Below are 25,517 nucleotides of genomic sequence, written 5' to 3'. Positions count from 1 at the left end.
ACCTGACCGCGTTTGATCTCCGCGTCCCAATACGCGCCCTTGACCAGGCGCACCATGAATTTGCGGCCGCTGCGCTTGGCCAGGTCGATCAGGAAATCGATGGCGTAGGGGCAGCGTTTTTGATATGCCTGCACCACGAAGCCGATGCCGTCGAAACCGGCCAGATCGGGATCGTAGGCCATCGCTTCCATCAGGTCGAGCGACAGTTCCAGGCGGTCCGCCTCTTCGGCGTCGATGTTCAGGCCGATGTCGTACTGCTTGGCCAGCAGCACCAGTTTTTTCAGGCGCGGCAGCAACTCGCTCATCACGCGCGCGTGCTGGGCGCGGCTGTAGCGCGGGTGCAGCGCCGACAGCTTGACCGAAATGCCGGGACCGTCCTTGATGCCGCGGCCGTTCGACGCTTTACCGATGGCATGGATCGCCGTTTCGTAGGACGCGTAGTAGTTGGCGGCATCGGCCTCGGTCAGCGCCGCTTCGCCCAGCATATCGTAGGAATAACGGTAGCCGCGTGCCTCGTTGCTCTGGCCGTTCTTGATCGCCTCGGCGATGGTCTGGCCGGTGACGAACTGGTTGCCCAGCATGCGCATGGCCAGGTCCACGCCTTTGCGGATCAGCGGTTCGCCGCCTTTGGTGATGAGCTTGCCCAGCGCCGACGACAGGCCGGTTTCGCTGCTGGTGCTGACCAGCTTGCCCGTAATCAGCAGGCCCCAGGTCGCGGCGTTGACGAACAGGGACGGCGATTCGCCAAGGTGCTTGCGCCAGTCGCCCTTGCTGATCTTGTCGGCGATCAGGCGGTCGGCGGTGGCGCTGTCGGGAATGCGCAACAGTGCTTCGGCCAGGCACATCAGCGCCACGCCCTCGTCCGACGACAGCGAGAATTCATGCATCAGGGCATCGACGCCGGAAGAGCGGGTCCGCTGTTCGCGCACCGACGACACCAGCTTGTGCGCCAACGCCTGCGATTGCTGTTGCGTTTCCGCCGTGCCCGGCTCGATCTGGGTCAGCAGCCATTGCACGGCAGCGACTTCGTCGCGGCGGTAGGCGGCGGTGACGGCGGCCCGCAACGGCGTTGGATTGCGCATGACTTCCGCTTGCAGCGCGGCGAATGGCGTGAGGGAGGAAACCGGCTTGGCGGCTGATGACATAGGGGGAACTCTTAGGAAAAAGGAGAAAATAAAGGAGTAAGCACGCGACAAATCACATTCCCGGCCAGTGGCTGGCGAATGTGAAGTTTGTCGACTGCTGATGATTCGATTGTAAAGCGTATTCTTCTGGATTAATTCTGGTATTACTGAGGACTAGCCATAGATAGTTTTTGGTGAGACAATTTAACCAAATAAAATTGAGAGGCGAGACATGCTGGACAAGATCAGTAAAAAAATCCTGATGGAATTGCAAAGTGACGGCCGCATCAGCAACGTCGAGCTGGCCGCGCGCGTCAACCTGTCGCCCGCCGCCTGCCTGGAACGGGTGCGCAAATTGCACGAGTCCGGCTACATCATGGGTTATACGGCCCAGCTCAATCCGCAGCTGCTCGACGTGTCGCTGCTGGTCTTCATCGAAGTCGTGCTCGACCGCACCACGCCGGAAGTGTTCGATGCCTTCAAGCATAGCGTACAAGTGATACCGGAGGTACTGGAATGTCACATGGTCGCTGGCGGTTTCGATTACCTGGTCAAGGCGCGCGTCAAGGACATGGCCGCCTACCGCGAATTCCTGGGCAAGACGCTGTTGCAAAAAGGGGTGAGGGAAACCCACACTTACGCGGTGATGGAAGAAGTTAAGAACACGACGCGCCTGCCGATCAAATAATCGATTGCTTTTCAGAAAGCGATAGCGGCGCTCGGGAAATTGTTATACGTTGGAACCAGCTTGAACAGCATCATGACCGGACGCAGATCCGGCCACGCTCGATGGGGGACAAATGACACAATTGCAGCAGAGGACGGCGCGCCGCGCCACGCCTGTCGGTTCGCTGGGGCGGACCACGCGCATCGCCTCGATCGCGGGCGCGACAGTGGTCGGCGTCGGCGCGGCATGGCTGACGCAGCAGGCTGGCGCCAGCGTGTGGCTGACCGCGACGGCCGCGGCGCTGGCGGCGGCGCTGGTATCACAGCTGATATCGCAGCTGGGCCTGGCGGGGCCGGGCGGCCGGGAAGACGGCGGCGTGCGCGATTTCGCCCACACGGTCGGCGAGGAAATCGACGCCATCATGATAGGCGCGGCCGAAACCTCTTATTTTGTCGACTCCGTCAAAAAGAAAATCGAACAGGATGTCCAGACCGCCAGCGACATCGTCGCCAGCTCCGACACCAACGCCAGCACCACCGAGCGCATCGCGGCCAACGCCGAAAGGGCGGCCCAGGTCGCGGCCCAGGTGCGCAGCGAAACCGTGAGCGGGCGCGAGCAGGCCGACGAAGGCTTGCAGCGCATTAACGCCGTGCGCAGCGCGGCACAGTCGGCGGCGTCGGTGATGGTCAGCCTGCAAGAAAAATCGCGCCGCATCCATGGCTTTACCGTCGCCATCGCGGAAATCTCGGCGCGCACCAATTTGCTGGCGTTGAACGCCGCCATCGAGGCGGCGCGGGCCGGCGAACATGGGCGCGGCTTCGCCGTGGTCGCCGGCGAAGTGCGCCAGCTGGCCTTCCGCACCCGCGAGGCGGCCGATGAAATCAGCCAGATGGTGCGCATCATCAACGAGGAAGCGGAAAAAGCCTCGGCCGGCATGGCCTCGCTGGCCAGCGGCGTCAGCGCGGCGGCCGGCAATGTGGCGTCCGTGCACGGGCTGCTGGGCAATATCGAGCGCTCGTCCGGCGTGTCCGAAAATGAAATCGCCCAGATCGCGCGGGCCTCGCGCGAGCAGGTCGCGACGACGCAGCGCATCGCCGCCGCCATCGAACAGATCCGCGACAGCCTGATGTCGACCGGGGCCGAATTGCCGCGCGCGGCCGGCTCGGCGATGGCGCTGGCGGAACGGGCCGAAATGATCGCCGGCGCGCTCGGCGACGCCAACATCGAGACCGCCCACGACGCGATCCGCATCGCGGCCCAGGACGCCGCCCGGGAAGTGGGCCGGATCTTCGCCGCCGCCGTGGCTTCCGGCAAGATTTCCCGCGAGGCGCTGTTCGAGCGCCGCTACACGGCGATCCCGAACACCGATCCGCCCAAGCATACGACGGCCTTCGACGCCTTCACCGACCGCGTGCTGCCCGATGTGCAAGAGAGTTTATTGCTGCGTATGCCGCAGCTCGCTTATGCCGGCGCTGTGGATAACAATGGTTATTTCCCCACGCATAACAAGAAGTTTACCCAGCCGCTGACGGGCGATTATGCCGTCGACATCGTCAACAATCGCACCAAGCGCATCTTCAGCGACCGCACCGGCAAGCGTTGCGGCTCGAATACGAAAGCCTTCCTGTTGCAGACCTATAAGCGCGATACGGGCGAGGTCATGCACGATCTGTCGGCGCCGATTTATGTCGACGGCCGGCACTGGGGCGGTTTCCGCATCGGCTACCGCTCCAGCGGGGCGTAAATTGTTTTAATCGATATCGATGCGCGGCGCCGTGCCGGGCGCGGTCAGCTTGGTGGCGGCGTTCATGCCTTCCAGATGCAGGCGCAGCCATTTGTGCGCCGGACTGCGGGCATCGCGCTCGTGCCACAGCATGTCCAGATGGACGGCCGGCAATACGAACGGCAATTCCTTGGAAATGAGCGCATCGGTCATGCCGGTCGAGGCGATCAGATGGCGCGGCAGCACCGTAATCAAGTCCGAGTTCGCCACCACGCGCCCCGCCGTGAAGAATTGATTCACCGTCAGCAAGATGCGCCGTTCGCGCTGGATTTGCGCCAGCGCCTCGTCGACCAAGCCGTGGGCGCGGCCGGAAAAACTCACCAGCAAATGGTTGGCGGCGCAATAGTTTTCCAGCGTCAGCGGCACCTTGGCCAGCGGGTGGTCGCGCCGCATCACGCACACATAGTGGCCGGAATAGAGCCGCTCGTGGCGGATCGGCGAACCGGTTTCATACGACAGCTGGGCCGCGACGCCGGGGAAGAAGCCGACGGCGAGGTCTATGTCGCCGCGCAACAGCATCGGCCTGGGTTCGCGCGTTGTTAGCGGTACCATGCGCACGTTGACGCCGGGCGCCTCGCGTTCGATCGAGCGCATCAGCGACGGCAGCCAGAAGGCGGCGGTGGCGTCGGCCATGGCCATGCGGAAGGTGGCGTGGGCCTTGGACACGTCGAAGGTTTCCGGCGCGACGGCCGCTTCCAGGCTGGCCAGCGCGCTGCGCACCGACGGCCACAGCGCTTCGGCGCGCGGGGTCGGCTTGACGCCGTAGGCGGTGCGGATCAGCAATTCGTCGCCCAGGCTTTCGCGCAGCCGCTTGATGGCGTTGGACACGGCCGGCTGCGTCATCGCCAGGTGGCCGGCGGCGCGGGTCAGGTTTTGTTCCGTCATCACGGCGTCGAAGACGCGCAACAAATTCAAGTCCAGCGTCAAAAAGCTCATGGCGACTCAGGTAGGTAATGATTGACAACAATGTCACAAGGATATTCGAAAATCCGGAATAGCGGCGGTATCACATTCACCGATCGTATAATTGTTATCGGGAATTGAAATTGGATGCTTATGCTGCGCTGCACTATAGTAACGCCTGATTCTAAATGCACCGGAACATCATGTCTACCTTCATCTCCGCCGTTCACGCCGCAACGTTGAACATTTCCCTGTACTCGATGGTCGAGATCGCTCTCGGCCTGGCGCTGGCCGCCGCCCTGCTGCGTTTGTTTCGTCCGCTGCTGGTGGGCCTGGCGCGCGCCCTGGTCTTGCTGCTGAAACCCAAACTGAGCAAGGAACAGCGTTTGCACCGCCGCCAGATGCGCGACGCGTTGATGCTCAGCCGCATGCTCAACGCCATGGACGGCGCCCCCAGCCATGCCGCCGAACTGCGCGCCCTGGCCGCCCACGCCTGATCACCAGCCCGCCTGCGTCATCTGCATGCAATAAGCGCGCCTGCTAGGGCGCGCCGGCTCAACGATTACTTCGCCGCACCCAGCAGCGCGGGCTTGAGCGTACTGTCGACCGGCTTGTCGCCGATCCAAATCCGCAGTATGGCGTTATAGAAGGCCACATCCGGCACCGCTTCGCCGATTTTCTTGCCGTTCAGCAGGCACAGCGTGCCCTCGTTCGGCAACCAGTCCACCGTCAGCACATCGCCTTTTTTCAGGCCCGGGATCTGGGCGAACATTTCACCGAACTTCATGGTCTGCGGCAAGACCCGGGTGCGCTCGGACTGGTCGCTATTGCCGTTCAGGCCGGCCATGAAGGCGTCGCCGAATTCCTCCGACGTCAGGCTGCGCATCATCACCAGGTTGACGCGGCGCGGTCCCTGCGACGCGAGGATGTCGGCCGTCGTGGTCCGCTTTTCCTGCAAATACAAGCCCATGGCGTAGACCTTGAACACGAACTTGGTGCGCAGGCCGGCGCCGTTCAACTTCAATTCCTTGCCGCCGACGGTGGCGCTGTCGTCGAACTTGATGCCGGCCACTTCGGTGGCGGCGAAGGCGGGCAGGTTGAAGCTAGATGCCAGCACGGCGGTGGCCAGCAGGGTAGTGAGGATATTTCTGCGATTCATGGTTATTCCGTCTCCAGGTTTATAGATAGGGCTGCCCGCATCCCGCCCGTGATGTTGGCGCTGGTGAAATATACCATTGTGGCGTGTGCGGAAACGCGTGCGTGTCAAAAAATCCAGCACGGTCATACTATTTTGGAGACAATCGGGCCCGCCCTGGGCGTAGCCGGACATGGCGATCAGGCCGGGTCGGCCGTCAGACGCTCGTATTTGGCGCGCAACTCGGGCTCGGTTTCGCGCCAGGCCGGGTTGAAGGGGATGCAGCTGACCGGGCACACTTGCTGGCACTGGGGCTCGCTGAAGTGGCCGACGCATTCGGTGCATTTGTCGGGATTGATTTCGTAAATTTCGGCGCCCATGTAGATCGCGTCGTTCGGGCACTCGGGCTCGCACACGTCGCAATTGATACAGTCGTCGGTAATCATTAATGCCATGGCAGGACTCGCTTATTGGGCCGATTCGGCCAGCACATTGGCGGCGATTTTCTTTTGCAGCCAGCGGTCGACCGAGGGGAAGACAAACTTGGACACGTCGCCGCCCAGCACCGCGATCTCGCGCACGATGGTGCCGGAGATAAACTGGTATTGGTCGGACGGGGTCAGGAACAGGGTTTCGACGTCGGGCAGCAGATAGCGGTTCATGCCGGCCATCTGGAACTCGTACTCGAAGTCGGACACGGCGCGCAGGCCGCGCACGATGACGCGGGCGTCATGCTTGCGCACGAAGTCCTTGAGCAGGCCGGAAAAGCTTTCCACCTTCACATTCGGATAATGGCCCAACACCTCGTTGGCGATGGCCAGGCGCTCGTCCAGCGAAAAGAACGGTTTCTTGTTCTTGCTGTCGGCGACACCGACCACCAGCGTGTCAAACAGACCCGATGCGCGGCGCACCAAATCTTCATGACCGCGGGTCAGCGGATCGAATGTTCCTGGATAAACAGCTACAACCATTGCGGCTCCCTGCAGTGCACCATTATAGAACGCGCATTATGCCTGAAATTCGGGCATTGCCTCCATTTGGGGCGGGCCGCCCGGCCCCGGCGGACTCAGACGGCGGTTTGTTTGTATCTTAGTATATGGAAATAAACCATGCCGGCCTTGTCGGCGCGGATCACGTCCCACGGCGCCAGCCAGTCCGGCACGGCTTCCTCGCTGTGTTCGTCGAAGGTCAGCGGCGCGCCGGACTCGGCGTAAATCAGGCCGCCCTCTTTCAACAGCGGCTTGCACAGCGGCAGCGCGCGTTCCAGAAACTCTTGCTGATACGGCGGATCGAGGAAAATCACATCATAGCGCTGTCCGCGCGCGGCCGCCGCCTGCGCCACGGCCAGCGCGTCGCCGCGCATGACTTGCACATTCTCGGCCTTCAACTTGTCCTTGACCATTTCCAGCTGCCGCACCACCGGCGTGTGGCTGTCGACCATCGTCACCGACTGCGCGCCGCGGCTGGCGGCCTCGAAGCCGAGCGCGCCGCTGCCGGCGAACAGGTCGAGCACCTGGGCGCCCGTCCAGTTGCCGTCGCGCAGGTGATTAATCCAGTTAAACACCGTTTCGCGCACGCGGTCCGGCGTCGGCCGCAGCCCCGAGGCCGCCAGCACCGGCAGCGGCGTGCGCTTCCAGGCGCCGGCGATGATGCGCACCTGATTGCTGTGTTGCGGTCCGTGGACCGGGACTTTGGCGGGTTTGGCGGCTTTGCTGGCGGGCTTCTTTGGCATGGGTTAGTAGCTAAGTCATTGATTCAACAGGACTCACTATACCATAGACGCTTGCTGGCGCTGGTCGGCCGCGCTAGGCCGCCAGACTTTTGAAGTCGTCGATCCAGCCCTGCATGCGCTGTTGCGCGTGGGCTTTCTGTTCCGGCGTCGCGATCTTAATCACCGTCAATATCAGTTGCAGCGTGCCGTCGTTGTAGGCATCCGTGAAAGCTTGATGGTCGGAATGTTCGATGCGCTGGAAGCTGGTCCGGATCAGACTCTGGATCTGGGCCATGGTCGCCTCCTTGGACAGTTTTTCCCGTTGCACATTCTGCACCAGATCGAGCACCTCTTTTTGCCGCTGCATCCGTTCCGCCAGCCAGATGCCATTGTCCAGCGGCCGGGCGTCGGATGCCTTGCGGATCACGGCTTCCTGCTCATCGCTGAAATTGCCGAACCACAGCTCGAATTGCTCCATCGACTTTTGATAGCGGTACTTTTGCTGCCGCTCGCGGTCGCCCTTCATATTCTTTTTGCGGAATTCGTCATTGTTGGACGCGAATTTCTTTTGCATCTGTTCGATCTGCTCCGGCTTCAGCGACTGCGCCAGGTCGGCCAGTTGCGGCAGCGCCTTCAGCAACAGCGTCTGCGAGCGTTTCTTGATGTCGTCGTAATCGGCCTGTAACTCGGCCTGGGTAGGATTGCCTTGCAACTGTTTTTGCGCGGTCTGCAAGATCTGCACGTAATCGCGCAGCTGCGTCTTGCGATGCCACAGGATCAAGTCATCGATATCCTTCTTGACCCATGACTTTTGATCCGAATCAAGATCGACGTAGGCGTCGACCCACCAGTACAGCAAAGTATCGCTATGGTTGTAGGCCAGGCGCAGGGAACTGCAGGCGGCCAGCAGCAACATGGCGGCCAGCAGCAAATAACGAGCAAAGGGACGAGCGCCGCCTGGCTGCATGTTAAACTTTTTCATATTATGAACTTAACCTTAATCGATCGCTTATGAATGTAGTCATCCTCGCCGCTGGCATGGGCAAGCGCATGCAGTCCGCGCTGCCGAAAGTGTTGCATCCATTGGCTGGCAAGCCGCTGCTGTCGCATGTTATCGATACCGCGCGCAGCCTGTCTCCGGGGCGATTATGCGTGATTTACGGTCATGGCGGCGCAGCCGTGTTGGATCTGCTCGCCAAACGGGGCGAAGTGGTCGCCACCGCGCTGCAGGAACCGCAGCTGGGCACCGGCCACGCCGTCATGCAGGCTTTGCCGGAACTCGACGACAACGTGCCGACCTTGATACTGTACGGCGACGTGCCGCTGACGACGGCCGCGACACTGCGTCGCCTGGTCGACGCGGCCGGCGACGATCAGCTCGGCATTCTGACCGTGGTGCAGGACGATCCCTTCGGCCTGGGCCGCATCATCCGTGAAAACGGCGAAATCGTTGCGATCGTCGAAGAAAAAGATGGCAGCGAGGCGCAACGGGCGATTCAGGAAATCAATAGCGGCATCATGGTCGCACCCACCGCGCAGTTGAAGCGCTGGCTGGCGAGTTTGTCGAACAACAATGCCCAGGGCGAGTATTACCTGACCGATATCGTCGCCAAAGCCGTCGGCGACGGCGTGCGCGTCGTCTCGGCCCAGCCGGACGCGCAGTGGGAAGTGGCCGGCGTCAACAGCAAGGTGCAGCTGGCCCAGCTCGAGCGCATCCATCAAGGCAATATCGCGCTGGCGCTGCTGGAACGCGGCGTCACGCTGGCCGATCCAGCCCGCATCGACGTGCGCGGCGAACTCGTTTGCGGACGCGACGTCAGCATCGACGTCGGCTGCGTGTTTGAAGGCAAGGTCGAGCTGGCGGACGGCGTCAGCATCGGCGCGCACAGCGTGATCGTCAACGCGCGCATCGCGGCCGGGGCCGTCATCAAGCCCTTCTGCCACATCGAACAGGCCGTCGTCGGCGCGGCCTCGGTCATCGGACCGTATGCGCGGCTGCGGCCGGGCACCGAGCTGGCCGAGGACGTCCACGTCGGCAACTTCGTCGAAGTCAAGAACAGCCAGATCGCCGCCCACAGCAAGGCCAACCACCTGAGCTACATCGGCGACGCCACCATCGGCTCGCGCGTCAACATCGGCGCCGGCACCATCACCTGCAATTACGACGGCGTCAACAAATCGCGCACCGTGATCGAGGACGAGGCCTTCATCGGCAGCGACACCCAGCTGATCGCGCCGGTGACCGTGGGCCGCGGCGCCACCATCGGCGCCGGCACCACGCTGTCGAAAGATGCGCCGGCCGGCAAGCTGACGCTGTCGCGCGCGCGCCAGGTGACGGTGGACGGCTGGACCCGCCCGGTCAAAATCAAACAGTAGGCGTGGCCATCCCTTGTGGATAACGCTGTTGAGAAGTCTGTGCGCAAGCCGGGATAACTTTCCCGGCTTTTTTTACGACAACTTTTCCCGCCGCAAAATCCGGCGATTCGTACTGTGGATAATGTTGTGGAAAAGTAGGCTGGGAAGCCAGGGGAAACAGCGGTATAAGCGCTGGAAAAGTGCGGGATAAGTCGCGACGGGATAGATTTCAGAGCTGGAAATTGAGCGTCGGCGGGCTAGCGGGCTCATGGGCACGATATCTTGCATATCGTGTGCATAAGCCTGTGGAAAATAGCCAGGATAAGCATGGATAACTTATTTGTGTGGATAACTCTGTGATTAAGTGGGCTGAAAGCGCTGGGAAAACCGGTGGGTATCGCGGGACAACTTGCGCGCCCTCATGCCACCGACGCACCACTTGTGCATAACGCTGTGCATAAGCGGCTGAACAACGATGGGATAAGTCGTCACAGCGCGATTTTGGTCTCGAATTTGCTGCGGAACGTGGAAAAATACGTCTTCACATTGCGCACATTGGTCTGCGCGGCGAATAAACGATGGGCCAGCGCATGATAAGCCGGCATATCGGCCACCTGGATAATCAGCACGAAATCCGGCCCCGGCGACACGCGATAACACTGCAACACGGCATCGTCGGCGCCTATGTATTGCTCGAACTCATCCATGCGCTCGGCCGCCTGCACGTCGAGCGTGATCTCGACGATGGCCGTCAGCCGCGCGCCGACTTTCTCAGGCGCCACAATCGCCACCTGGCGCGTGATGACGCCCGCCGCCGTCAAATGTTTGACCCGCCGCAAACAAGTCGGCGCCGACACGTGCACCGCTTGCGCCAGCTCACTATTGGTTTGTGACGCGTCAATTTGCAGGGCGTTCAGGATGCGACGATCGATGTCGTCCAAGGCTATCGCGGTATCGGTCATGATGAAATAGGAAATAAAATATGAATAAATGAAATAATATTTCATGTCTACGATGAGGTGAAATTTAATTTCAAAAATAGGCTCAATAAGACAGCTTATTTCATCACCTCTGCACTACGATGCCTGAACTGCTTAATCGTTCATCACTTAACTCATCCAAGAGGCCTTTATGTGCGGCATCGTCGGCGCGGTAGCGCAACGCAATATCACCCCCATCCTGCTGGAAGGCCTGAAACGGCTGGAATATCGCGGCTATGACTCGTGCGGCGTGGCGCTGCACGTCGATGGACAATTGCGGCGCTCGCGCAGCACCTCGCGCGTGGCCGACCTGGAGCAGCAGATCGACGAGGCCGGCATGCAAGGATTCACCGGCATCGCCCACACGCGCTGGGCCACGCACGGCGCGCCGCTGTCGCACAATGCCCACCCGCACTTTTCGCCCAGCGCCGACCTGGCCCGCATCGCCCTGGTCCACAACGGCATCATCGAAAACCACGACGACCTGCGCGCCGAACTGAGCGCCCTCGGCTATGTGTTCCAGAGCCAGACCGACACCGAAGTGATCGCCCACCTGGTCGACCACATGTACAACGGCGACCTGTTCGAGACCGTCCAGCAGGCCGTCAAGCGCCTGCAGGGCGCTTACGCCATCGCCGTGTTTTGCCGGGAAGAACCGCACCGCGTCGTCGCCGCGCGCCAGGGCTCGCCGCTCATCGTCGGCATCGGCCAGGGCGAGAATTTCGTCGCCTCCGACGCCATGGCCCTGGCCGGGACCACCGACCAGATCATTTACCTGGAAGAAGGCGACGTGGTCGACCTGCAACTGGGCCGCACCTGGATCGTCGACGTCCACGGCAAAGCCGCGCAGCGCGAAGTCAAAACCGTGCACGCCCACACCGGCGCCGCCGAGCTGGGCCCGTATCGCCACTACATGCAAAAGGAAATCTTCGAACAACCGCGCGTCATCGGCGACACGCTCGAAGGCGTCACCGGCATCATGCCCGAGCTGTTCGGCGACGGCGCCTACGCCGTCTTCAAGCAGATCGACCGTGTGCTGATCCTGGCCTGCGGCACCAGCTACTACGCCGGCCTGACGGCCAAATACTGGATCGAATCGGTGGCCAAAATCGCCGTCAACGTCGAGATCGCCAGCGAATACCGCTACCGCGACAGCGTGCCGCACCCGAACACGCTGGTCGTGACCATAACGCAAAGCGGCGAAACGGCCGACACGCTGGCCGCGCTCAAGCACGCGCGCGGCCTCGGCATGGAACACACGCTGACCATTTGCAACGTCGCCACCAGCGCCATGGTGCGCGAATGCAAGCTGGCCTACATCACGCGCGCCGGCGTCGAAGTCGGCGTCGCCTCGACCAAGGCCTTCACCACGCAGCTGGCCGCGCTGTTCCTGCTGACCTTGACGCTGGCGCAAATCAACGGCCGCCTCAGCGACGAGGAAGAAGCGGCCCAGCTCAAGGCGATGCGCCACTTGCCGGTCGCCATCTCCGCGGTGCTGGCGCTGGAGCCGCAAATCATGGCCTGGGCCGACGATTTCGCGCGCAAGGAAAACGCCCTCTTCCTCGGCCGTGGCATGCACTACCCGATCGCGCTGGAAGGCGCGCTGAAGCTCAAGGAGATTTCCTACATCCACGCCGAAGCCTATCCGGCGGGCGAGCTCAAGCACGGTCCGCTGGCGCTGGTCACCGAGGAAATGCCGGTCGTCACCATCGCGCCCAACGACGCGCTGATCGAAAAGTTGAAATCGAATATGCAGGAAGTGCGCGCGCGCGGCGGCCAGCTATACGTGTTCGCCGACGTCGATTCGCGCATCACCTCGGGCGAAGGCGTGCACGTGATCCGGCTGCCGGAACACTACGGCCTGCTGTCGCCGATCTTGCACGTGGTGTCGCTGCAATTGCTGGCCTACCACTCGGCGCTGGCACGCGGCACCGATGTGGACAAGCCGCGCAATCTGGCGAAATCGGTCACGGTCGAGTAGGTCCGCAATCGAGACTTTGACAAGTGCAGTATGCGAACAAAAGCGCTTCGCGGCCTCTCCCGCAAGCGCTTCGCGGAGGGGGTATTAGTACGCCATAACCCACGGCACTGCTGATGCGAAGCGCTTTTACGGGCTGACTCATTTATAGTGTCTTACGCGCAAAAACACCTCCACTTTACGACCAATAATCTACGCAAAATAGGCAACTATAGTTGCAAAGAAGATATTGCGGTGCGGTTTTTCGAGGTCTTCGTCTTTCGAAAGTCCCTACGCCTACGTTCGTTCTAACTGTATCCGTGCGCTTATTCCATCGTGCTCTTCGGTGGAAGCTTGATGGTCACTGTGTCGTTGCCCATAGCGGCCAGGCACTGCAGAAAAAACGCGAGCTGAAACTTCCCCCTCGAAATTTTCACTGCCAAAGATTTGGGGGATTCATCGATACCGCCCGATGCAAGTCTCTGAGCGAGCTCCCCAACGGAAATTCCTTTTCGCACCAATTCAGCGCGCAGGATGCGCCGTGCCTCGATGTGCCAATCCATCAGTCGTCTGCTCAGTAAGTTAGAAAAGTGCCTTGCCTCCCTTGAGTTATCATCGTTATCGTATATGATAAATAATGACGGTTGGAGGAGATGAAATGTTACGTGATTTTACCGTGGCGTGGCGGAAGAATGTTCCCACGCCGGCACTGAATAGTGGAGCGTTCGCAAGACTTTTCGAACGGCACGACGACTATTTTACGATTTGATTTGGAAATTGCTTGCAGACAAACGGAAGGCTCGAATAGAATTGGTGACTTTCTCTAAGCCTTTGAATCCTAAAGGTTTTTTCGACTTTCTATAGTCTTTGCTACAGTAAAACACACTGCTTAAGGAATCCTAAATCGATGTAAGAAAAACGAACTTTTAATATAGCCAAACGTAAACGAAAAAAGGCAGGGTTGCCGCCCCGCCTTTTTCCCGGTGAGCCTTACGACACCCCGCCTAGTAGATGCGTAGTGTTGCACGGCTGACGCCGGCCGTCAACTGCCGCCCGTAGAAGTACGGACGCGGAATGGACGAACTTGTCCATACAACATACGCTGATACATGAACTCTGCTTCGCCTAATCGTTTGATGCCCGCGCGCATCGCCTCCCATCCTCATGGCGGGATACCCCCTGGGAGCTCATCCCACCTGACGGTGTATGCACACTACCCGGTCCCGTCAGCGTTTTCCCAACTTAGGGCCAAGCGCCCGACTGACGCTACCCGTTTGCTTCTTGATTTGCCACGCGCAATTAAGGAAAGAGCATGAACAATGTCGAATTTGACCCAGTTGATAAAACCCGGGCCATTAGCGCCGATATCGCTGCACAGTCCGCTAACGCTGGCTGCATCGAGCGATTTCCACCGGTTTTAACAGGCGCGATTGAAAACCCGCTGTTGAGGTTGCTTCAATCTCAGCTACCGGAATTGAAGGTAAAAAAACTCCTGCACCATCGGGGTGTGCCGAGGGTCGACAACAACGATGGTCTGTCGATGGAACAGAAGCTTCTAGCACTGGCGTCTCTGCCACGGGCCTATCGCCCAACGATTGACGCTGCTCGATTTGCGCAGCGTGTCGTTATGCAAATGCATGTTTCACTGGAATTGCGCAATCCTCAAGACCCACGCTATTTGCGCTTTTATTACGACCAAGCCGATGTAATGCGTGGCGGAAAAATTAAGCCGATGCCAGAATTTTTAGAGAGCTTGACCGGCGCCGGCTTTTTGTTGGCGGGCCCGTCTGGTTCCGGAAAAACAGTATTTCTGCAACGTCTGCGAGCACTTGTGGGCGAGCGTCACACAAAAATTATAGGCATTGGAGACGCTCCTGCTGAGTTTATTTTTGTACCGATGCTGATACTCCGTTGGCCGGATTGCGGCACGCTATTTGGGCTTCTTGCTAACCTGCGAAACGCACTTATCGGAGAATTGGGTTGTTCGCAAACAAGTGAAAATGCCTTTGCAAATTTACTTGGCCCATTCGGACCGAGCGCTGCGATTGCCACTTGCGTTTTTTTGAACTTGGGACTGCTCGCAGTCGACGGTATGTGCAAGCAATCACTGTATGGGGACCCGAAAGAAATCCTCGATTTTATCGCCACGTTTAAAGCGAGAACTGGCATCCCAACGATTGTCTGTTGCACCTATCCTGCGTTGCAACTCATCGCTCGAGGTGGAAGCAAACATGCAAACTTTGGCTCGTTAGGTCAAGAGTATTGGGACTTGGAGCCCCCAGGTGCCAATTGGGACGCTATGTGTACGTGGTTTTGGGGGCTCGGCTTTCATGCCGCTGACATTCATATGCCTGAGTACCTCCCAACAATGATGTGGGGAGCATCTTTGGGCAACATGAGAGTGTTTGCGCAGGGGTTCGACGCGATACTCCATCACGCTGTCTATGAACCACGTTTCTTCGCTAATGCACCTGCATCTGAGGTCGCATATTTGCTTGGCCTCTGGCTTCGGATGTTCGACGAGCCCTTAATGTTGCTGAAGAGGATTCAGAACCAGAAGAAGTCTGAGCCGATGCCAAACCCAACTCCGGCGGATTTGTACCACGCCGATTACCTTCCGTTTGCCGCGTTCTCCGGGACCTCTCGCGAATTGTTGGAAACGAAGCCCAGAGCGCGCGCCGATTCCCCAGTCAAACAAAAACGGCCATGACTGAACACTTGATTATTAAGCCTGCCTTTCCCAAGGACGAGACGATAAACAGCTTATTGGAGAGGAGCGCCGTGTGTAACTTCGGTGGCACGTTGCGGGCCGAATGCCTTCAGTTGCTCAAACGGTCACGTCCTCTGCTCGATGCTTTGCCGTGCTCAATACATAGAATTAGTCAAGCATTTGGTATTTACGGCAACGAATTACAACTGCTTGAAGACCATACTCTCTTCAATCATTTTGCATGTGGCGTTGTCCAAGGTCGAACGGATGAGTTTCGGACGAGGCTGCTGAGCGATTCACGAGGCCCCCTGCGCCCGGCACGCCTCCCACTATTTTTTGGCCATGGTGAACAAGAATCTCTTCATTGCGCTGATTGTGATGAGGTAAACCGAGCGCGATATGGCTTCAGTTTTACCTATAGGCAGCACTCGGCAGCTTTTGTAGCGGTTTGCCCTTGGCACGGCACCGTGTTGGAGCCCCTTCACCGGCGCAATACCGGGTATGACCAGATGTGCAGAAAGAGCGGAAAAGGGTCTGATGAGGCTACCAAAGAGTTCGCTGTCCGAATGGCCGATTCAATAGAATTTCCGTGGCTTACGTCCAACTACCGTCGCACCAGATTGGTTGACCATCTATCTGAGAGGGGGTGGATTTCAGAGAGTCGGCGATGCGCGGTGAGCGCATTCCTTGATTCGTTCCACAAAACCTTCAATGATGCATTCGGTGACGAGCGGCTACGCTTGCTCTGCTCCGAGCCCCGATATGCCGAGAGTGCCCTACGTTCGGTCTTTCGAACCGACCGAAATATTCACCCTGTCTGGTGCGTCTTGTTCAAATGGCTGGCGGACGGAGCGCGCCCTGTCGAACGTTCTCGGCGCAACGTCCAGCATCCCTCACGGCACAAATCCGTTCCAAGCTTAGAGAGTCGATTGCGCGTGCTCCGATGCTCTCCGTCGGTCACGCAGGCCTCGTACCTTTTGGGTGTTCCCAAGAATTCGCTGATATGCCTCTGTCATGAACATGGGATACCGGTCAGCACCCGGCCCAAGCGGATTTTCGGGGCTAAACGGCGTGAGATTGCCGAGCAGGTATTGCTGGGTATATCGACCGCCGAAATTGCGACGAAGTGCGGTGTTTCGTTGTCAACGGTCTACCGTGTCACGGCTAGCACACCTGGTGGTAAAGCGGCCAATCAGGAAACAAAATCGAAGACCCGGCTACTTGCGGCACGTCAGGTGTGGCAGTGCGCCCTCGCGCAGCATCCGCTTTGCACTGCGACAGAGTTGCGACACCGCCATCTGGCGGACTGGTCCTACCTTTACAGACACGACCGCGAATGGCTGGTACTTCACACTCCTCAGGGCAGGAGAGTCCACGCGAAAAAGGACCTTGTACAACTTCCGCAATCGTTGCTGGAACTGGCCGCGGAGGCGGTCGGGAGAGGCTGGCACGGATGCGAGACTGCGACCTTCCTTCCCGAGCGGCGTAGCGCCTATCGTCTCCAGGCCATAACCGGACTGTCGGAATACGCGCTCTCGCGCCTTCGGACCATGGACCGTGAGCTCGCAGAGGGATTTGTACCCGAAACTCAACCAACATTCGTACTGCGCCGTCTCCTTTGGGTGGCGCTTCGGCCGGCCTTCACTAGTGGGATGAAGCCATGGCGCTGGGCGAAGAGCGCCAGGCTGCGCACGAGTTCTATCGTTCGGCTGGCCGGAAGCCAATCTGTCATCAATATTGTCAACGATAAGATTCAACAATGTCATCAGCAGCATCAGAGTCCGCAGCACTTTTTTTATTCAAACCAGCAATACACGTCGGCGAAAATGTCACCGGATATGTCTCCCGAATCTCAGTCTTCGCCACCCATCAGGGAGTCGAAATGACACTGAGACTTCTAAACAAGCCGGCGCATAAGCTCGCATGGCTATTTCCGTCGGGACTCGAACGTTTATCGAAAACTTATGGTGCAACAATGCCCATAGCGGAATCTCTGCTGCAGAACAATACGCTTTTCCCGCTTATCCGCCCTTTTTTGGCGAATGACTCGGTCGCACAAGTACGTGCACACTATCTCGCCGGCCCAACGCCGGGCATCGCCGCAATCTGCGGCTTTAATTCCTGCGGCCCATCGAGCTCTTTGCCGGTTTGTCTTGCGTGTATCGACGAGGATAGACAGAAGGGGTTACCGTATTGGAGGACCTCGCATTTCACTCCCGGGCTTGCGCTTTGTCCCGTCCATCTTGAAACTTTATACAACTATTGCGGTGAATGCGTGACCGGCTTTCGACAATCGCTGGCTGTGTGGATACCGAAGACACTTTGCGAATGTGGGGCCGAACTAACTCCTAGGCGAGTTTTGAGGTCGGAACAGGGCCGTAAAGTTGAGGTTGCGATTTCAAAAACAGTTAGAAAAATATTAATAAATGGCGAGTTAGCCGCGGTCGGGAGCAAAAACATTCTGTCAGCTATTGCGCGACGCGCGAAACAGCTCGGTTTCGGGAAACCTGGCGGACTAGCGAAAATCCGTTCGCTTTTGGTACATCGTATCGGTGCCGAAGTAATCAATTCCTATAAATTCGTATCCAGTACTCGCTCGTTATTTCACTTTAGCCTTCAGGGAAAGCGTCTGTCTAGGAATCCGGTCCATAACATAATATTAATACTTACCCTATTCAATGGACTAGACGAATTATTGATAGCGAGCAAGGAGATTGATGTCGAGTCGAGTACCCCTCATTATTTTGAGAATGGCCTAAAAGTAAAGAGTCGGGCTGGTCGTCCAAATCGTTTTCACTATTTTCACTCGAAAAATAAGCAGGAAGTTTTGGAGCTCCGCGATATTTTCAGAGCGAGATTATTAGGTTTGAAGGACGGTTTCCCCAACCTTAAACGCATGAACTTACGGGAGACCGGCGAACGGGAGTTATATTATTTTTTGCGGGAATTTGACAAGGAGTGGTTTGATGCTGCATTGCCGCGGCGTCCGTTCACTTCGGAACGAATCCAGGCAAATAAGAAGAAGCGTTCCCGGACCGGAGGGGCGATAGCTGACCATGTGCATGCACGTAGTACGCACCTCCGTGCCGCTCGCTTGCCAGCAAGAATCACCCATCGGCGTTTAATGCAAGGATGGCCACTTGCAGGCAGAAGTAAAGCCGCTCTGCACCAATACCCAGAAGCAAGGCAAGCGTTGAAATTATGCGTCGAGACCATTGAGTCTTGGAGAATCCGAGAGGCTGAAATTCTATTGGACTACGCGTTCTTGCTCTCAGAAGAAGCACCTTTTCATCGGGACCTGGACGCATATACCCGTTCACACCAATCACACAAACGCTTTAAGGAAAGGATACGAAAATGGCTTCGCGCAAATGCTTCTACATAACGGACGGGTCCTCCTTACCTTTTATTAGGGAAAGACCCAGCCCATACCAGTCACAAGCGAAAATCCGAGACATCATTTTGTCTCAGACAACGGACGACGACGCGCACCCGCGACTGCGGCTGCGTGAGCTCATGGGCCGGCCGATTCTGCAATGGCCAATTCAATTGCCAGCTGCCGACCCAAGAGGAGTCGCGATGGGCCGCGATTTTGATTGTTGGAAAAAGGCGCGAGACGGGCGGACGGGGATTTCTGGGAATTGGTTCAGCATCAAAACTGGCCGCATGAACGCCTGCCATTCGATGTTGGAGGCTCGGATACACGCCTACTTAGACATGTGCCCGTTTGTAGTCGAGTTCAGGACGCAGTACCCTTCTTGGAGCCAAGAGGAGTACGCGCGCTACTACGAAGCGGACAAGAGGTTCCCCAAAAATAAGGTAATGACAATCGACTTCATGGTGACACTTAGGATACCAGGTTTGCCGCACTACCACTACCACGGAATTTCCGGAAAACGAAGGGCAGAGATTGAGGCGCCTAAAACGATTAGGCGGCATCGACGCGAGGTCTCGAGGATTTGGACATGGGGGGGCACTCATGAAGTAATGGACGAGTTCACCGTCCCCGACCGCGAGTTTGACAACTACCTGCTGCTCAAGCAATGGTTCCTATGGACCGACATTGCCGCGCATATGGATGCTGCGTACGAATTTGCGCATGCAGTCATGCAAAGCAATGCCAAAGGCTCGCTCGAGCGTGTCTTGACGATGATTGGACGGCGGTTCGGGCACGACCGCGATGGCTCGTATCGGCTCGTCGGAGTTGCGGTATTCCTCGGTTACCTATGGCTGGACCACCGATTTCCATTGAATATAGATTTGCCACTCGTTTTACTGCCGTAACTTCGCGCACGCGACACAGATAACGGTCTTTCTAAGATTTCATGCGGGAGAATGCAATGGATAAAGAGTTTGTCACACCAGTCTTAGGGTTTCCTCGGTCAGCGCTGCTCGAGCGGGTGTCGCCTGGCGGCAAAAAGACTTACTGGAGACACCTGTTGTCGGATGAGCAATATATGTATGTCATGGAGACCCACCTTGGGAAGCCACCGAGAAACTCGCGCCCGATTGCTCAGTGGCCGCTGCGTAAAAATATCGCGCTTTTCGGGTCCGCGATTAAGGAGATTGAAGAAAAAATTATCCCGCCATGGATGCTGAAAGCTCACCTGAACGAGAATGAATCCTTCAAACTGGCTTTGAAATGGAACAACATTGCCTGGATAGTTGACGAGGGAGGAGATGCGCTTGTCACCGATGGGACGGTACGTGCACGCCTCATCAAGCAGGCGGCGAAGGATGCGGGCGTAACTGAGCCTTGGATTCGAACCTTGCTAACGCGCCATTTCTATTTTGGCAGGCATCCCAACGCATTAATGAACCTCAGTAAATTCAAGGGTGCGAAGGGCGTAAAAAGGCTCGATTCGACTAAAGTAAAGATGGGACGACCGAATGATAACAAAGTCTTGGACCCAGAGACGGAGTATGCCGGAAGGAATATGTCCCGACGTTATCTGCGAATTTGGACACAGGTGCTCGAGGAAGAATATGTTCTTGGGAATAAAAGTGTAACGGAATGTTACGAAATTCTGCTTCTTCGACTACGAATACGCAATAGAGATAAGGACGGGAAGATTGTCTCGTGGCCGATTTCTCCCAAAAAGCTGCCGGAGCGCGCCCTATTTCTTCGGCACGGAAGCGCCATCATCAAAGAATTGGAACTAAAGCGGAAGAAATTGGGTCATCTTGAATGGGGCAACGATTTCGCGGGTAAGCGCGGACATGCCGAGGACTTGGCGCGGGGGATAATTGAGATTTATGATTTCGACGGAACCGAGTTCAACTGTGAGATTCTCTACGGGGAGACCCATGCGGGGAAGCCCAGCGCCCTGTTTGCTGTGGAGCGGAAGAGTCGCGCAATTGTTGGTTGGTTTGTTTGGCTAGGACGGGAGAACGGATACGCGTACAAGCATTGCCTGTTCAATGCGTTTCTTTCGAAAGAGTCTTGGCTTGCCCGCTACGACGTTGGACACCTTACCGGCTTTGTTTACGGTGTTTGTGACCAGGCCTTCTTCGACCGAGGTCCCGGTATCTCCGTTTCGGTATCAAGGGCCCTCACCGAAAGAATCCGTGTAGATGGTTTGATAACCCGACCTAGGGAGGGGAAAGGGAAGGGAGTGGTTGAAAATATCATTGGCCTCCTCGAGAATTCGATTGTAGGCGTCGGTGGGGGGGTATAGGCGCACTGGGGCGGTGCGCGACCAGGATACACACAAGAACGCAGAGGCTGCGGCGAAGCTGGAGTTTGATGAATTCATGGCCTTGCTGCTTCACGCTATCAGCGACCATAACAACTTTATGATGGCCGGTCATTTGCTCGACGCTAAGATGGTCAAAGCGGAAGTCCCTCCGAACCCTAAAGAGATTTTCATGTACCACAGGGGGCGGCGACGTGGCGACGCCAGCTATGAGTGGCCGGCGGCTGCGCTGTACAAGAATCTGCTTGACTGGGATGAGGTCAAAGCCACGGGTGGCGTCGTAACAGTCGACAAACAGAAATATCAAGCCGACGAATTGACGTCGTATTACGAGCACTACAACGGAGGTCCAACAAAGCGGGTATCTGCGCCGACCGTCGTAATCTATAAATTTGCTGAGACTGATGCCATTCTCCTGTGGGAAAGGGATGATGGGACATGGGTAACGCTCCGCAATATGGACCGGTTTAAGCCGAACTATGAGGACCGTAGCCGTTGGCTTTTGCGTTTTGTCAATATGCTCAAGAACTCTGCGGAGCGCGTACAGCGGGCAGCCAAGGCGATGTCTGGAACGTTTTCTGCTGCGAAGGAAAAAGCTATTCAAGCAGTTGATGGGCTTCCGCGGAAAAAGCCTGCGAAGGGGGTGAAGAGTGCGAACAGGGCAGCGGCGCATGCTGAGATGCAGGAGGACGCGTTTCGTAACAACGCCCTGCTGCAGGAACTGTATCCCGTCGGCCGGCCGGCGCATGATAGTGCGACCGTCGAGACGGATTCTTTGGTTGGCTATAGGAAACCTAATCCAGCCGATTTGTCGAATGACATGGACTGGTGATTTTGGCCAGACGCTGATGCGAATGCAATTGCGTGTGTCGCACCGTGAAGCGGGCGTTTGAGCGCGTACGGAGACGCACTCTGTTGCGTCGCCTGCTGCCTTTTCTAACGCCGGCGCCGACAGCGCAACTTCTGTGACGGAAGAGACTTGAATGAGATGAAGAGCAAATAGCATGCCGAAATAGCTGACGATTACATTGCCGATAGACCTCAGCAACCTGCCACCAGGAGATGTTGCCAAGGCAGTGGCCGAGGAGCTTATGGTTGAGAAAATTCTTCGCGAGGCGCGCAGCCGGCCGCCGGCACCGATGGTGACGGAAAAGTCGATTCGCGATGGCGAAAGGTTCATGGCAGAAATGCACCGCGCCTCGGAAGCCACATTACTGTCCCGTATCGAGCGCGGTGAACTAATCACCCAGGACGAGTTGGTAACGCGTGTTGGAGGCAACCGCCGCTGGGTAAACAACGCGCTCAAGGCCGGACGCGTGTTCTCGCTGCAGGCGCCGTCCGGGGGCGGTTACTTCCCTTCATTTTTTGCCGAGAGCTCGTACGACAGACGCGCTCTCGGCAGAGTTTCGAAAGTTCTTCCCCGTTTACCGGGCCCAGGCAAATACTTCTTTTTCATCAGCGAATCGTTATCGCTAGGAATGACTCCGCTACAGGCACTCGCCGAAGGTCGAGTGCAGGAAGTGCTCATCTGCGCGGCTGGCTTTGCAGAGCGTTTAGGCCGTTTGGTTAAAGGGCTAGCCCTGCTTCCGGAGTCGAAGGGTCTTAGTCAATCGCAGTCACTAGGGGTTTTCTATGAGCAACAAACTTGCAGCAGACGAAGATGCGCGATATGCCCAGGTCCCGGCAGACTTTCCACGTCCCAAGCACCTGGGAGCAGTTCCAGGCGCGCAGCCCAAACTGTTGATGGTTGCGTACAACAACCGGTTCTACTCACCGGGGTGTACGCCTCCTGAAATTTGGGAAAGATGGGATGTTTGCGAGGACCTGGCGCGACAGTTCTGCCAGGCGTCACTCGACAGCAAGAGCGGAAAACGGGCGCACATGACCGAAAGCGAAATACTCGACCAGTACCTAAAGCGCCTGCTAAAAACTGGCTGGGGCTCTGACGCCGAGATGCGCTGGGTGATTCGCCGTGCAGCTGACCTGGCAAAGTGGACGGCCCCACAATCGTCAATTGAGCCCGACTCCCCGCAGGGGTAGGGCCACACCGGTACTATCGTTTCACGACAGTTGGTGGCGCAGAATTTTCTGTGCTTCCGCAAGGCGAATGTCCAAAAAGCCCTGCCACTCATCGCAGAACACGGTTTGGGCCTTGAGAAGCGTTCCGTACAGCGTATGACCGCTAGCCGTATCGTCCAAAATTACGTAGGCAAACCCTTGCGGGCCGCCTTGGCGTTTTAGCCAGGAGTTGATTTCGGTCGCGCGGAACGAACCCACATCCGTGGCGCTTCGCCAGTCGGAATGCAGTGCGGCAGCGACAAAATCTAGGCCGCCACGAACGAGTACGTCACCGACCTCTCCGCGCGATAGGTAAGTTGCCCAGGACGAGCTGATGACGAAATGCGGTGTGAACTCATCATAGAGAGCCCTCAGGTTTTTGCAAGCGGCCTCGTGAAACACGTTAGCCCATAGCTCAGCAAATTGGTCGGGACTGCCTGACCTGAGGGCCGCGACCACATGCTGTGACGTGTGCTCCGGGTGGACTGCCAGTACATCATCAAAATCGAGAAATACGATTGTCTGCATCTTGGCCACATTGTAGCGTTTACGCGTCCGGCAGTCGTTTACCGCGGTCTAGGGTTCTCGACCATAAGTGTTGTGGGGGAGATGGATAGAGCGCTTAGATATGCTGAGTTTGCCCATAGTTGGAGACGAGGGTGCGTTTTCCGCGCCAAACTGGACACGCATTCCACTGCAAACTGGACTGTTTGCAGCGGCCTGAGTAGGGCCAATGGCAAACGGGATAACTGTGGCAACCTGCCGGATTTCATCCGGAGGGCTGCTTGACCAATAAAAGGTTATCCATGCGCAAAATCCGTGAAGTCCTGCGGCTGCATTTCGAACACGGCCGCTCCAAGCGGGAAATCGCCCGCGTCATCAACGTCTCCCCCCACCGCCTCCAACCACGAGGCCCGGGCCAAGCTGGCCGGCCTGTTCTCGCCGTTGCCACCCGATTGCGACGACGCCTTCCTGAAGCGCTTGCTGTTCCCGCCCAGCGAGCCGTCGTCGGTGCAGCGGTTGGCGCCCGCTGGGCCGACTTTGCACAACGAACTGGGGCGCAAAGGCGTGACGCTGGAACTTCTGTGGCAGGAGTACAAGGCCGAGCAACCGGACGGCTACGGGTACAGCGCACTTTGCGAGCACTACCGACGCTGGCCCCAGCAACAGACGACGTCGATGCGGCAATCCCACACTACGGACGAGCGCCTGTTCCACAAGAGGGCAACTATCATTGGGCCTCCTGCTTTCCACGCCGTGCGTTGCGCGCTAGCATAACAATCGCTTCAACCAAGCCCACAATCCGCGCACGCGGTTTGGTTCTACTGTCTCATACTTAACATTCCGAGACGGGCCTTTCCTTGACGAGCTAGGCCGGGCATCGCCGTGACGAATGCCGCCGACGCTAGGCGCTGGTATCCTCCCGTCATGCGAATCCCTGTTTGAAGAAAGGCGAGGGGCAGCGTCAGCGACTTGTTTCATTGGATGTGCCGATGCCGTTGACGTATCTAACGGCTGCGATGCTGACGTTTCAAGCTGATAGCCCACCGGCACTTTACGCTCCACGACTACGCGCTGCGATGCCGCCGGAGCCGCTAAACCCCTCTCTGCCGTTGGCACCGCTGTGACATCTCGCACAAGGTAGTCACCTACGGGGGCGTGTTGCTTCAACTCGGCAACTGAACTCGCCGGCCCGCGCTGTTTCGAAATATGCTCACCCTCCTGCTTTTGCCGTGCGATTTCCCTCGTAGGCGCTACCGCAAGTGTGGCCGTCCCATCTGCCGGGCAGGCGCCCTCGACAGAGGCTACCATCGCCATCTCCGCAAGTAGGTTTTTCAATCCACTTGAAATCCACGAAGTGTCAGCGGTAAGTCTCAGAAACTCTGGCTCGCTGAACGGAAGTGGATTAGGGATAGCGGGGAACGTTGACGCCGCTGTTGATGTAGGTCGCACCTGGCTTTTTCCAGCTCCGAACAGCTTCGTCGCCTTTCCGCCGTTAACGAAGTACTTAGCAAGGGAGCACTGGCCTGGGTGCAGCCATGTCGTATTCAATTTTGACCGCGCAGGCTTGTCAATAATAAAACGAATCACATACGCTGGCTTTGCAGGACGACGAACTACGAAGTCGGTAAAAGTCAGCATGATGTATGGTACTGCCCAGACTGGCAGACCGGCGTACTTCCAGATGCCGAACTGGTCGGCCTTTCGTAAAAGCAGCGCGAATACAGAGCTATTCACCGCACCTTTACCTGTGAGTGTCGTTAAGAACGTGAATGCACGTTTTAAGTTTTCCGGTTCATAGAACTAGGATTTAAGCCTATCTGCTCGGAGCTGAACTACTTCCAGGTCGACGTTCTGAAGCCAACTATACGATGGATGATAAGGATAGGACAGCGGGCATCGCTCCTCCTCGTCGCCGCGCGGCAAGTGGTTAAAAC

22 protein-coding genes and 1 pseudogene are annotated in these 25,517 nt (G+C 57.7%); 13 read left to right on the top strand and 10 right to left on the bottom strand.

The window, feature by feature from the left end:
* Positions 1-1,145, bottom strand: a 1,145-nt coding sequence (locus tag Q0S71_RS11415) for a proline dehydrogenase family protein (RefSeq protein ID WP_295995185.1), incomplete at its 3' end; no start/stop codon positions are given.
* Positions 1,146-1,356: 211 nt separating this feature from the next.
* Between Q0S71_RS11415 and Q0S71_RS11410 the strand changes: the two genes are divergently transcribed.
* Together Q0S71_RS11410 and Q0S71_RS11405 are read left to right on the top strand one after the other, a co-directional pair.
* Positions 1,357-1,812 carry an Lrp/AsnC ligand binding domain-containing protein gene (locus tag Q0S71_RS11410; RefSeq protein WP_295995183.1) on the top strand — a complete coding sequence of 152 codons (456 nt, stop codon included), beginning with the start codon at positions 1,357-1,359 and terminating at the stop codon, positions 1,810-1,812.
* 112 nt (positions 1,813-1,924) lie between these two features.
* On the top strand, positions 1,925-3,535 hold the full coding sequence (locus tag Q0S71_RS11405) for a methyl-accepting chemotaxis protein (protein ID WP_295995180.1): 1,611 nt from the start codon (positions 1,925-1,927) through the stop codon (positions 3,533-3,535).
* 6 nt (positions 3,536-3,541) lie between these two features.
* On the opposite strand, the gene Q0S71_RS11400 is transcribed toward Q0S71_RS11405, so the two are convergent.
* A complete protein-coding gene (locus Q0S71_RS11400) occupies positions 3,542-4,510 on the bottom strand; it encodes a LysR family transcriptional regulator (RefSeq protein WP_295995176.1) in 969 nt (322 codons plus the stop codon).
* A 170-nt stretch (positions 4,511-4,680) separates the two neighbouring features.
* Between Q0S71_RS11400 and Q0S71_RS11395 the strand changes: the two genes are divergently transcribed.
* Positions 4,681-4,974, top strand: a complete 294-nt coding sequence (locus Q0S71_RS11395; RefSeq protein ID WP_295995174.1) for a hypothetical protein — start codon at positions 4,681-4,683, stop codon at positions 4,972-4,974.
* Positions 4,975-5,039: 65 nt separating this feature from the next.
* Here Q0S71_RS11395 and Q0S71_RS11390 read toward each other — a convergent pair whose 3' ends face one another.
* The 5 genes from Q0S71_RS11390 to Q0S71_RS11370 form a co-directional block, all read right to left on the bottom strand.
* Positions 5,040-5,636: a chalcone isomerase family protein gene (locus Q0S71_RS11390; RefSeq protein ID WP_295995171.1), complete on the bottom strand. Its 597-nt coding sequence runs from the start codon at positions 5,634-5,636 to the stop codon at positions 5,040-5,042.
* Positions 5,637-5,812: 176 nt separating this feature from the next.
* On the bottom strand, positions 5,813-6,067 hold the full coding sequence (locus tag Q0S71_RS11385; RefSeq protein WP_295995168.1) for a YfhL family 4Fe-4S dicluster ferredoxin: 255 nt from the start codon (positions 6,065-6,067) through the stop codon (positions 5,813-5,815).
* 12 nt (positions 6,068-6,079) lie between these two features.
* The gene (coaD, locus tag Q0S71_RS11380; protein WP_295995164.1) at positions 6,080-6,583 is read right to left on the bottom strand and encodes a pantetheine-phosphate adenylyltransferase; all 504 of its coding nucleotides are present in this window, start codon (positions 6,581-6,583) and stop codon (positions 6,080-6,082) included.
* A gap of 95 nt (positions 6,584-6,678) precedes the next feature.
* On the bottom strand, positions 6,679-7,344 hold the full coding sequence (gene rsmD / locus Q0S71_RS11375; RefSeq protein WP_295995161.1) for a 16S rRNA (guanine(966)-N(2))-methyltransferase RsmD: 666 nt from the start codon (positions 7,342-7,344) through the stop codon (positions 6,679-6,681).
* A 73-nt stretch (positions 7,345-7,417) separates the two neighbouring features.
* Positions 7,418-8,290, bottom strand: coding sequence for a DUF6279 family lipoprotein (locus Q0S71_RS11370; RefSeq protein WP_295995158.1), 873 nt, complete (start codon positions 8,288-8,290; stop codon positions 7,418-7,420).
* Between the two features lie 44 nt (positions 8,291-8,334).
* Here Q0S71_RS11370 and glmU point away from each other — a divergent pair, with 44 nt between their 5' ends.
* Positions 8,335-9,699 carry a bifunctional UDP-N-acetylglucosamine diphosphorylase/glucosamine-1-phosphate N-acetyltransferase GlmU gene (glmU, locus tag Q0S71_RS11365; RefSeq protein ID WP_295995155.1) on the top strand — a complete coding sequence of 455 codons (1,365 nt, stop codon included), beginning with the start codon at positions 8,335-8,337 and terminating at the stop codon, positions 9,697-9,699.
* A gap of 467 nt (positions 9,700-10,166) precedes the next feature.
* Here glmU and Q0S71_RS11360 read toward each other — a convergent pair whose 3' ends face one another.
* On the bottom strand, positions 10,167-10,640 hold the full coding sequence (locus Q0S71_RS11360; protein ID WP_295995148.1) for an Lrp/AsnC family transcriptional regulator: 474 nt from the start codon (positions 10,638-10,640) through the stop codon (positions 10,167-10,169).
* 169 nt (positions 10,641-10,809) lie between these two features.
* Between Q0S71_RS11360 and glmS the strand changes: the two genes are divergently transcribed.
* Positions 10,810-12,639 carry a glutamine--fructose-6-phosphate transaminase (isomerizing) gene (gene glmS / locus Q0S71_RS11355; RefSeq protein WP_295995145.1) on the top strand — a complete coding sequence of 610 codons (1,830 nt, stop codon included), beginning with the start codon at positions 10,810-10,812 and terminating at the stop codon, positions 12,637-12,639.
* Between the two features lie 302 nt (positions 12,640-12,941).
* Here the strand turns inward: glmS and Q0S71_RS11350 are convergent, their stop codons facing one another.
* Positions 12,942-13,178, bottom strand: a complete 237-nt coding sequence (locus Q0S71_RS11350) for a DUF6471 domain-containing protein (RefSeq protein WP_295995140.1) — start codon at positions 13,176-13,178, stop codon at positions 12,942-12,944.
* 749 nt (positions 13,179-13,927) lie between these two features.
* Here Q0S71_RS11350 and Q0S71_RS11345 point away from each other — a divergent pair.
* From Q0S71_RS11345 to Q0S71_RS11320, 7 genes and pseudogenes are all read left to right on the top strand, one after another.
* On the top strand, positions 13,928-15,325 hold the full coding sequence (locus tag Q0S71_RS11345) for a hypothetical protein (RefSeq protein WP_295995137.1): 1,398 nt from the start codon (positions 13,928-13,930) through the stop codon (positions 15,323-15,325).
* Positions 15,322-16,692: pseudogene (locus Q0S71_RS27390) on the top strand (TnsD family Tn7-like transposition protein); the annotation flags it as partial. The gene Q0S71_RS11345 and the pseudogene Q0S71_RS27390, both read left to right, overlap by 4 nt.
* Before the next feature lie 392 nt (positions 16,693-17,084).
* A complete protein-coding gene (locus Q0S71_RS11340; RefSeq protein WP_295995134.1) occupies positions 17,085-18,710 on the top strand; it encodes a hypothetical protein in 1,626 nt (541 codons plus the stop codon).
* Between the two features lie 602 nt (positions 18,711-19,312).
* The gene (locus tag Q0S71_RS11335) at positions 19,313-19,609 is read left to right on the top strand and encodes a hypothetical protein (protein ID WP_295995131.1); all 297 of its coding nucleotides are present in this window, start codon (positions 19,313-19,315) and stop codon (positions 19,607-19,609) included.
* Positions 19,610-19,665: 56 nt separating this feature from the next.
* Positions 19,666-21,003 (top strand): hypothetical protein, encoded by a 1,338-nt coding sequence (locus Q0S71_RS11330; protein WP_295995129.1) that lies wholly within the window; start codon positions 19,666-19,668, stop codon positions 21,001-21,003.
* Positions 21,004-21,016: 13 nt separating this feature from the next.
* Positions 21,017-21,853 (top strand): hypothetical protein, encoded by an 837-nt coding sequence (locus Q0S71_RS11325; RefSeq protein ID WP_295995126.1) that lies wholly within the window; start codon positions 21,017-21,019, stop codon positions 21,851-21,853.
* Between the two features lie 196 nt (positions 21,854-22,049).
* Positions 22,050-22,814: a hypothetical protein gene (locus Q0S71_RS11320; RefSeq protein ID WP_295995125.1), complete on the top strand. Its 765-nt coding sequence runs from the start codon at positions 22,050-22,052 to the stop codon at positions 22,812-22,814.
* A gap of 268 nt (positions 22,815-23,082) precedes the next feature.
* Here the strand turns inward: Q0S71_RS11320 and Q0S71_RS11315 are convergent, their stop codons facing one another.
* Positions 23,083-23,607 (bottom strand): HAD domain-containing protein, encoded by a 525-nt coding sequence (locus Q0S71_RS11315; protein WP_295995121.1) that lies wholly within the window; start codon positions 23,605-23,607, stop codon positions 23,083-23,085.
* Positions 23,608-23,898: 291 nt separating this feature from the next.
* Here Q0S71_RS11315 and Q0S71_RS11310 point away from each other — a divergent pair, with 291 nt between their 5' ends.
* Complete coding sequence (locus Q0S71_RS11310) at positions 23,899-24,357, top strand: hypothetical protein (RefSeq protein ID WP_295995119.1); 459 nt, start codon at positions 23,899-23,901, stop codon at positions 24,355-24,357.
* The last annotated feature ends 1,160 nt before the right edge of the window (positions 24,358-25,517 follow it).

Source organism: Rugamonas sp. (assembly GCF_025354735.1).
GTDB lineage: Bacteria > Pseudomonadota > Gammaproteobacteria > Burkholderiales > Burkholderiaceae_D > Rugamonas.
This window is presented reverse-complemented; position numbering and strand designations above follow the sequence as displayed.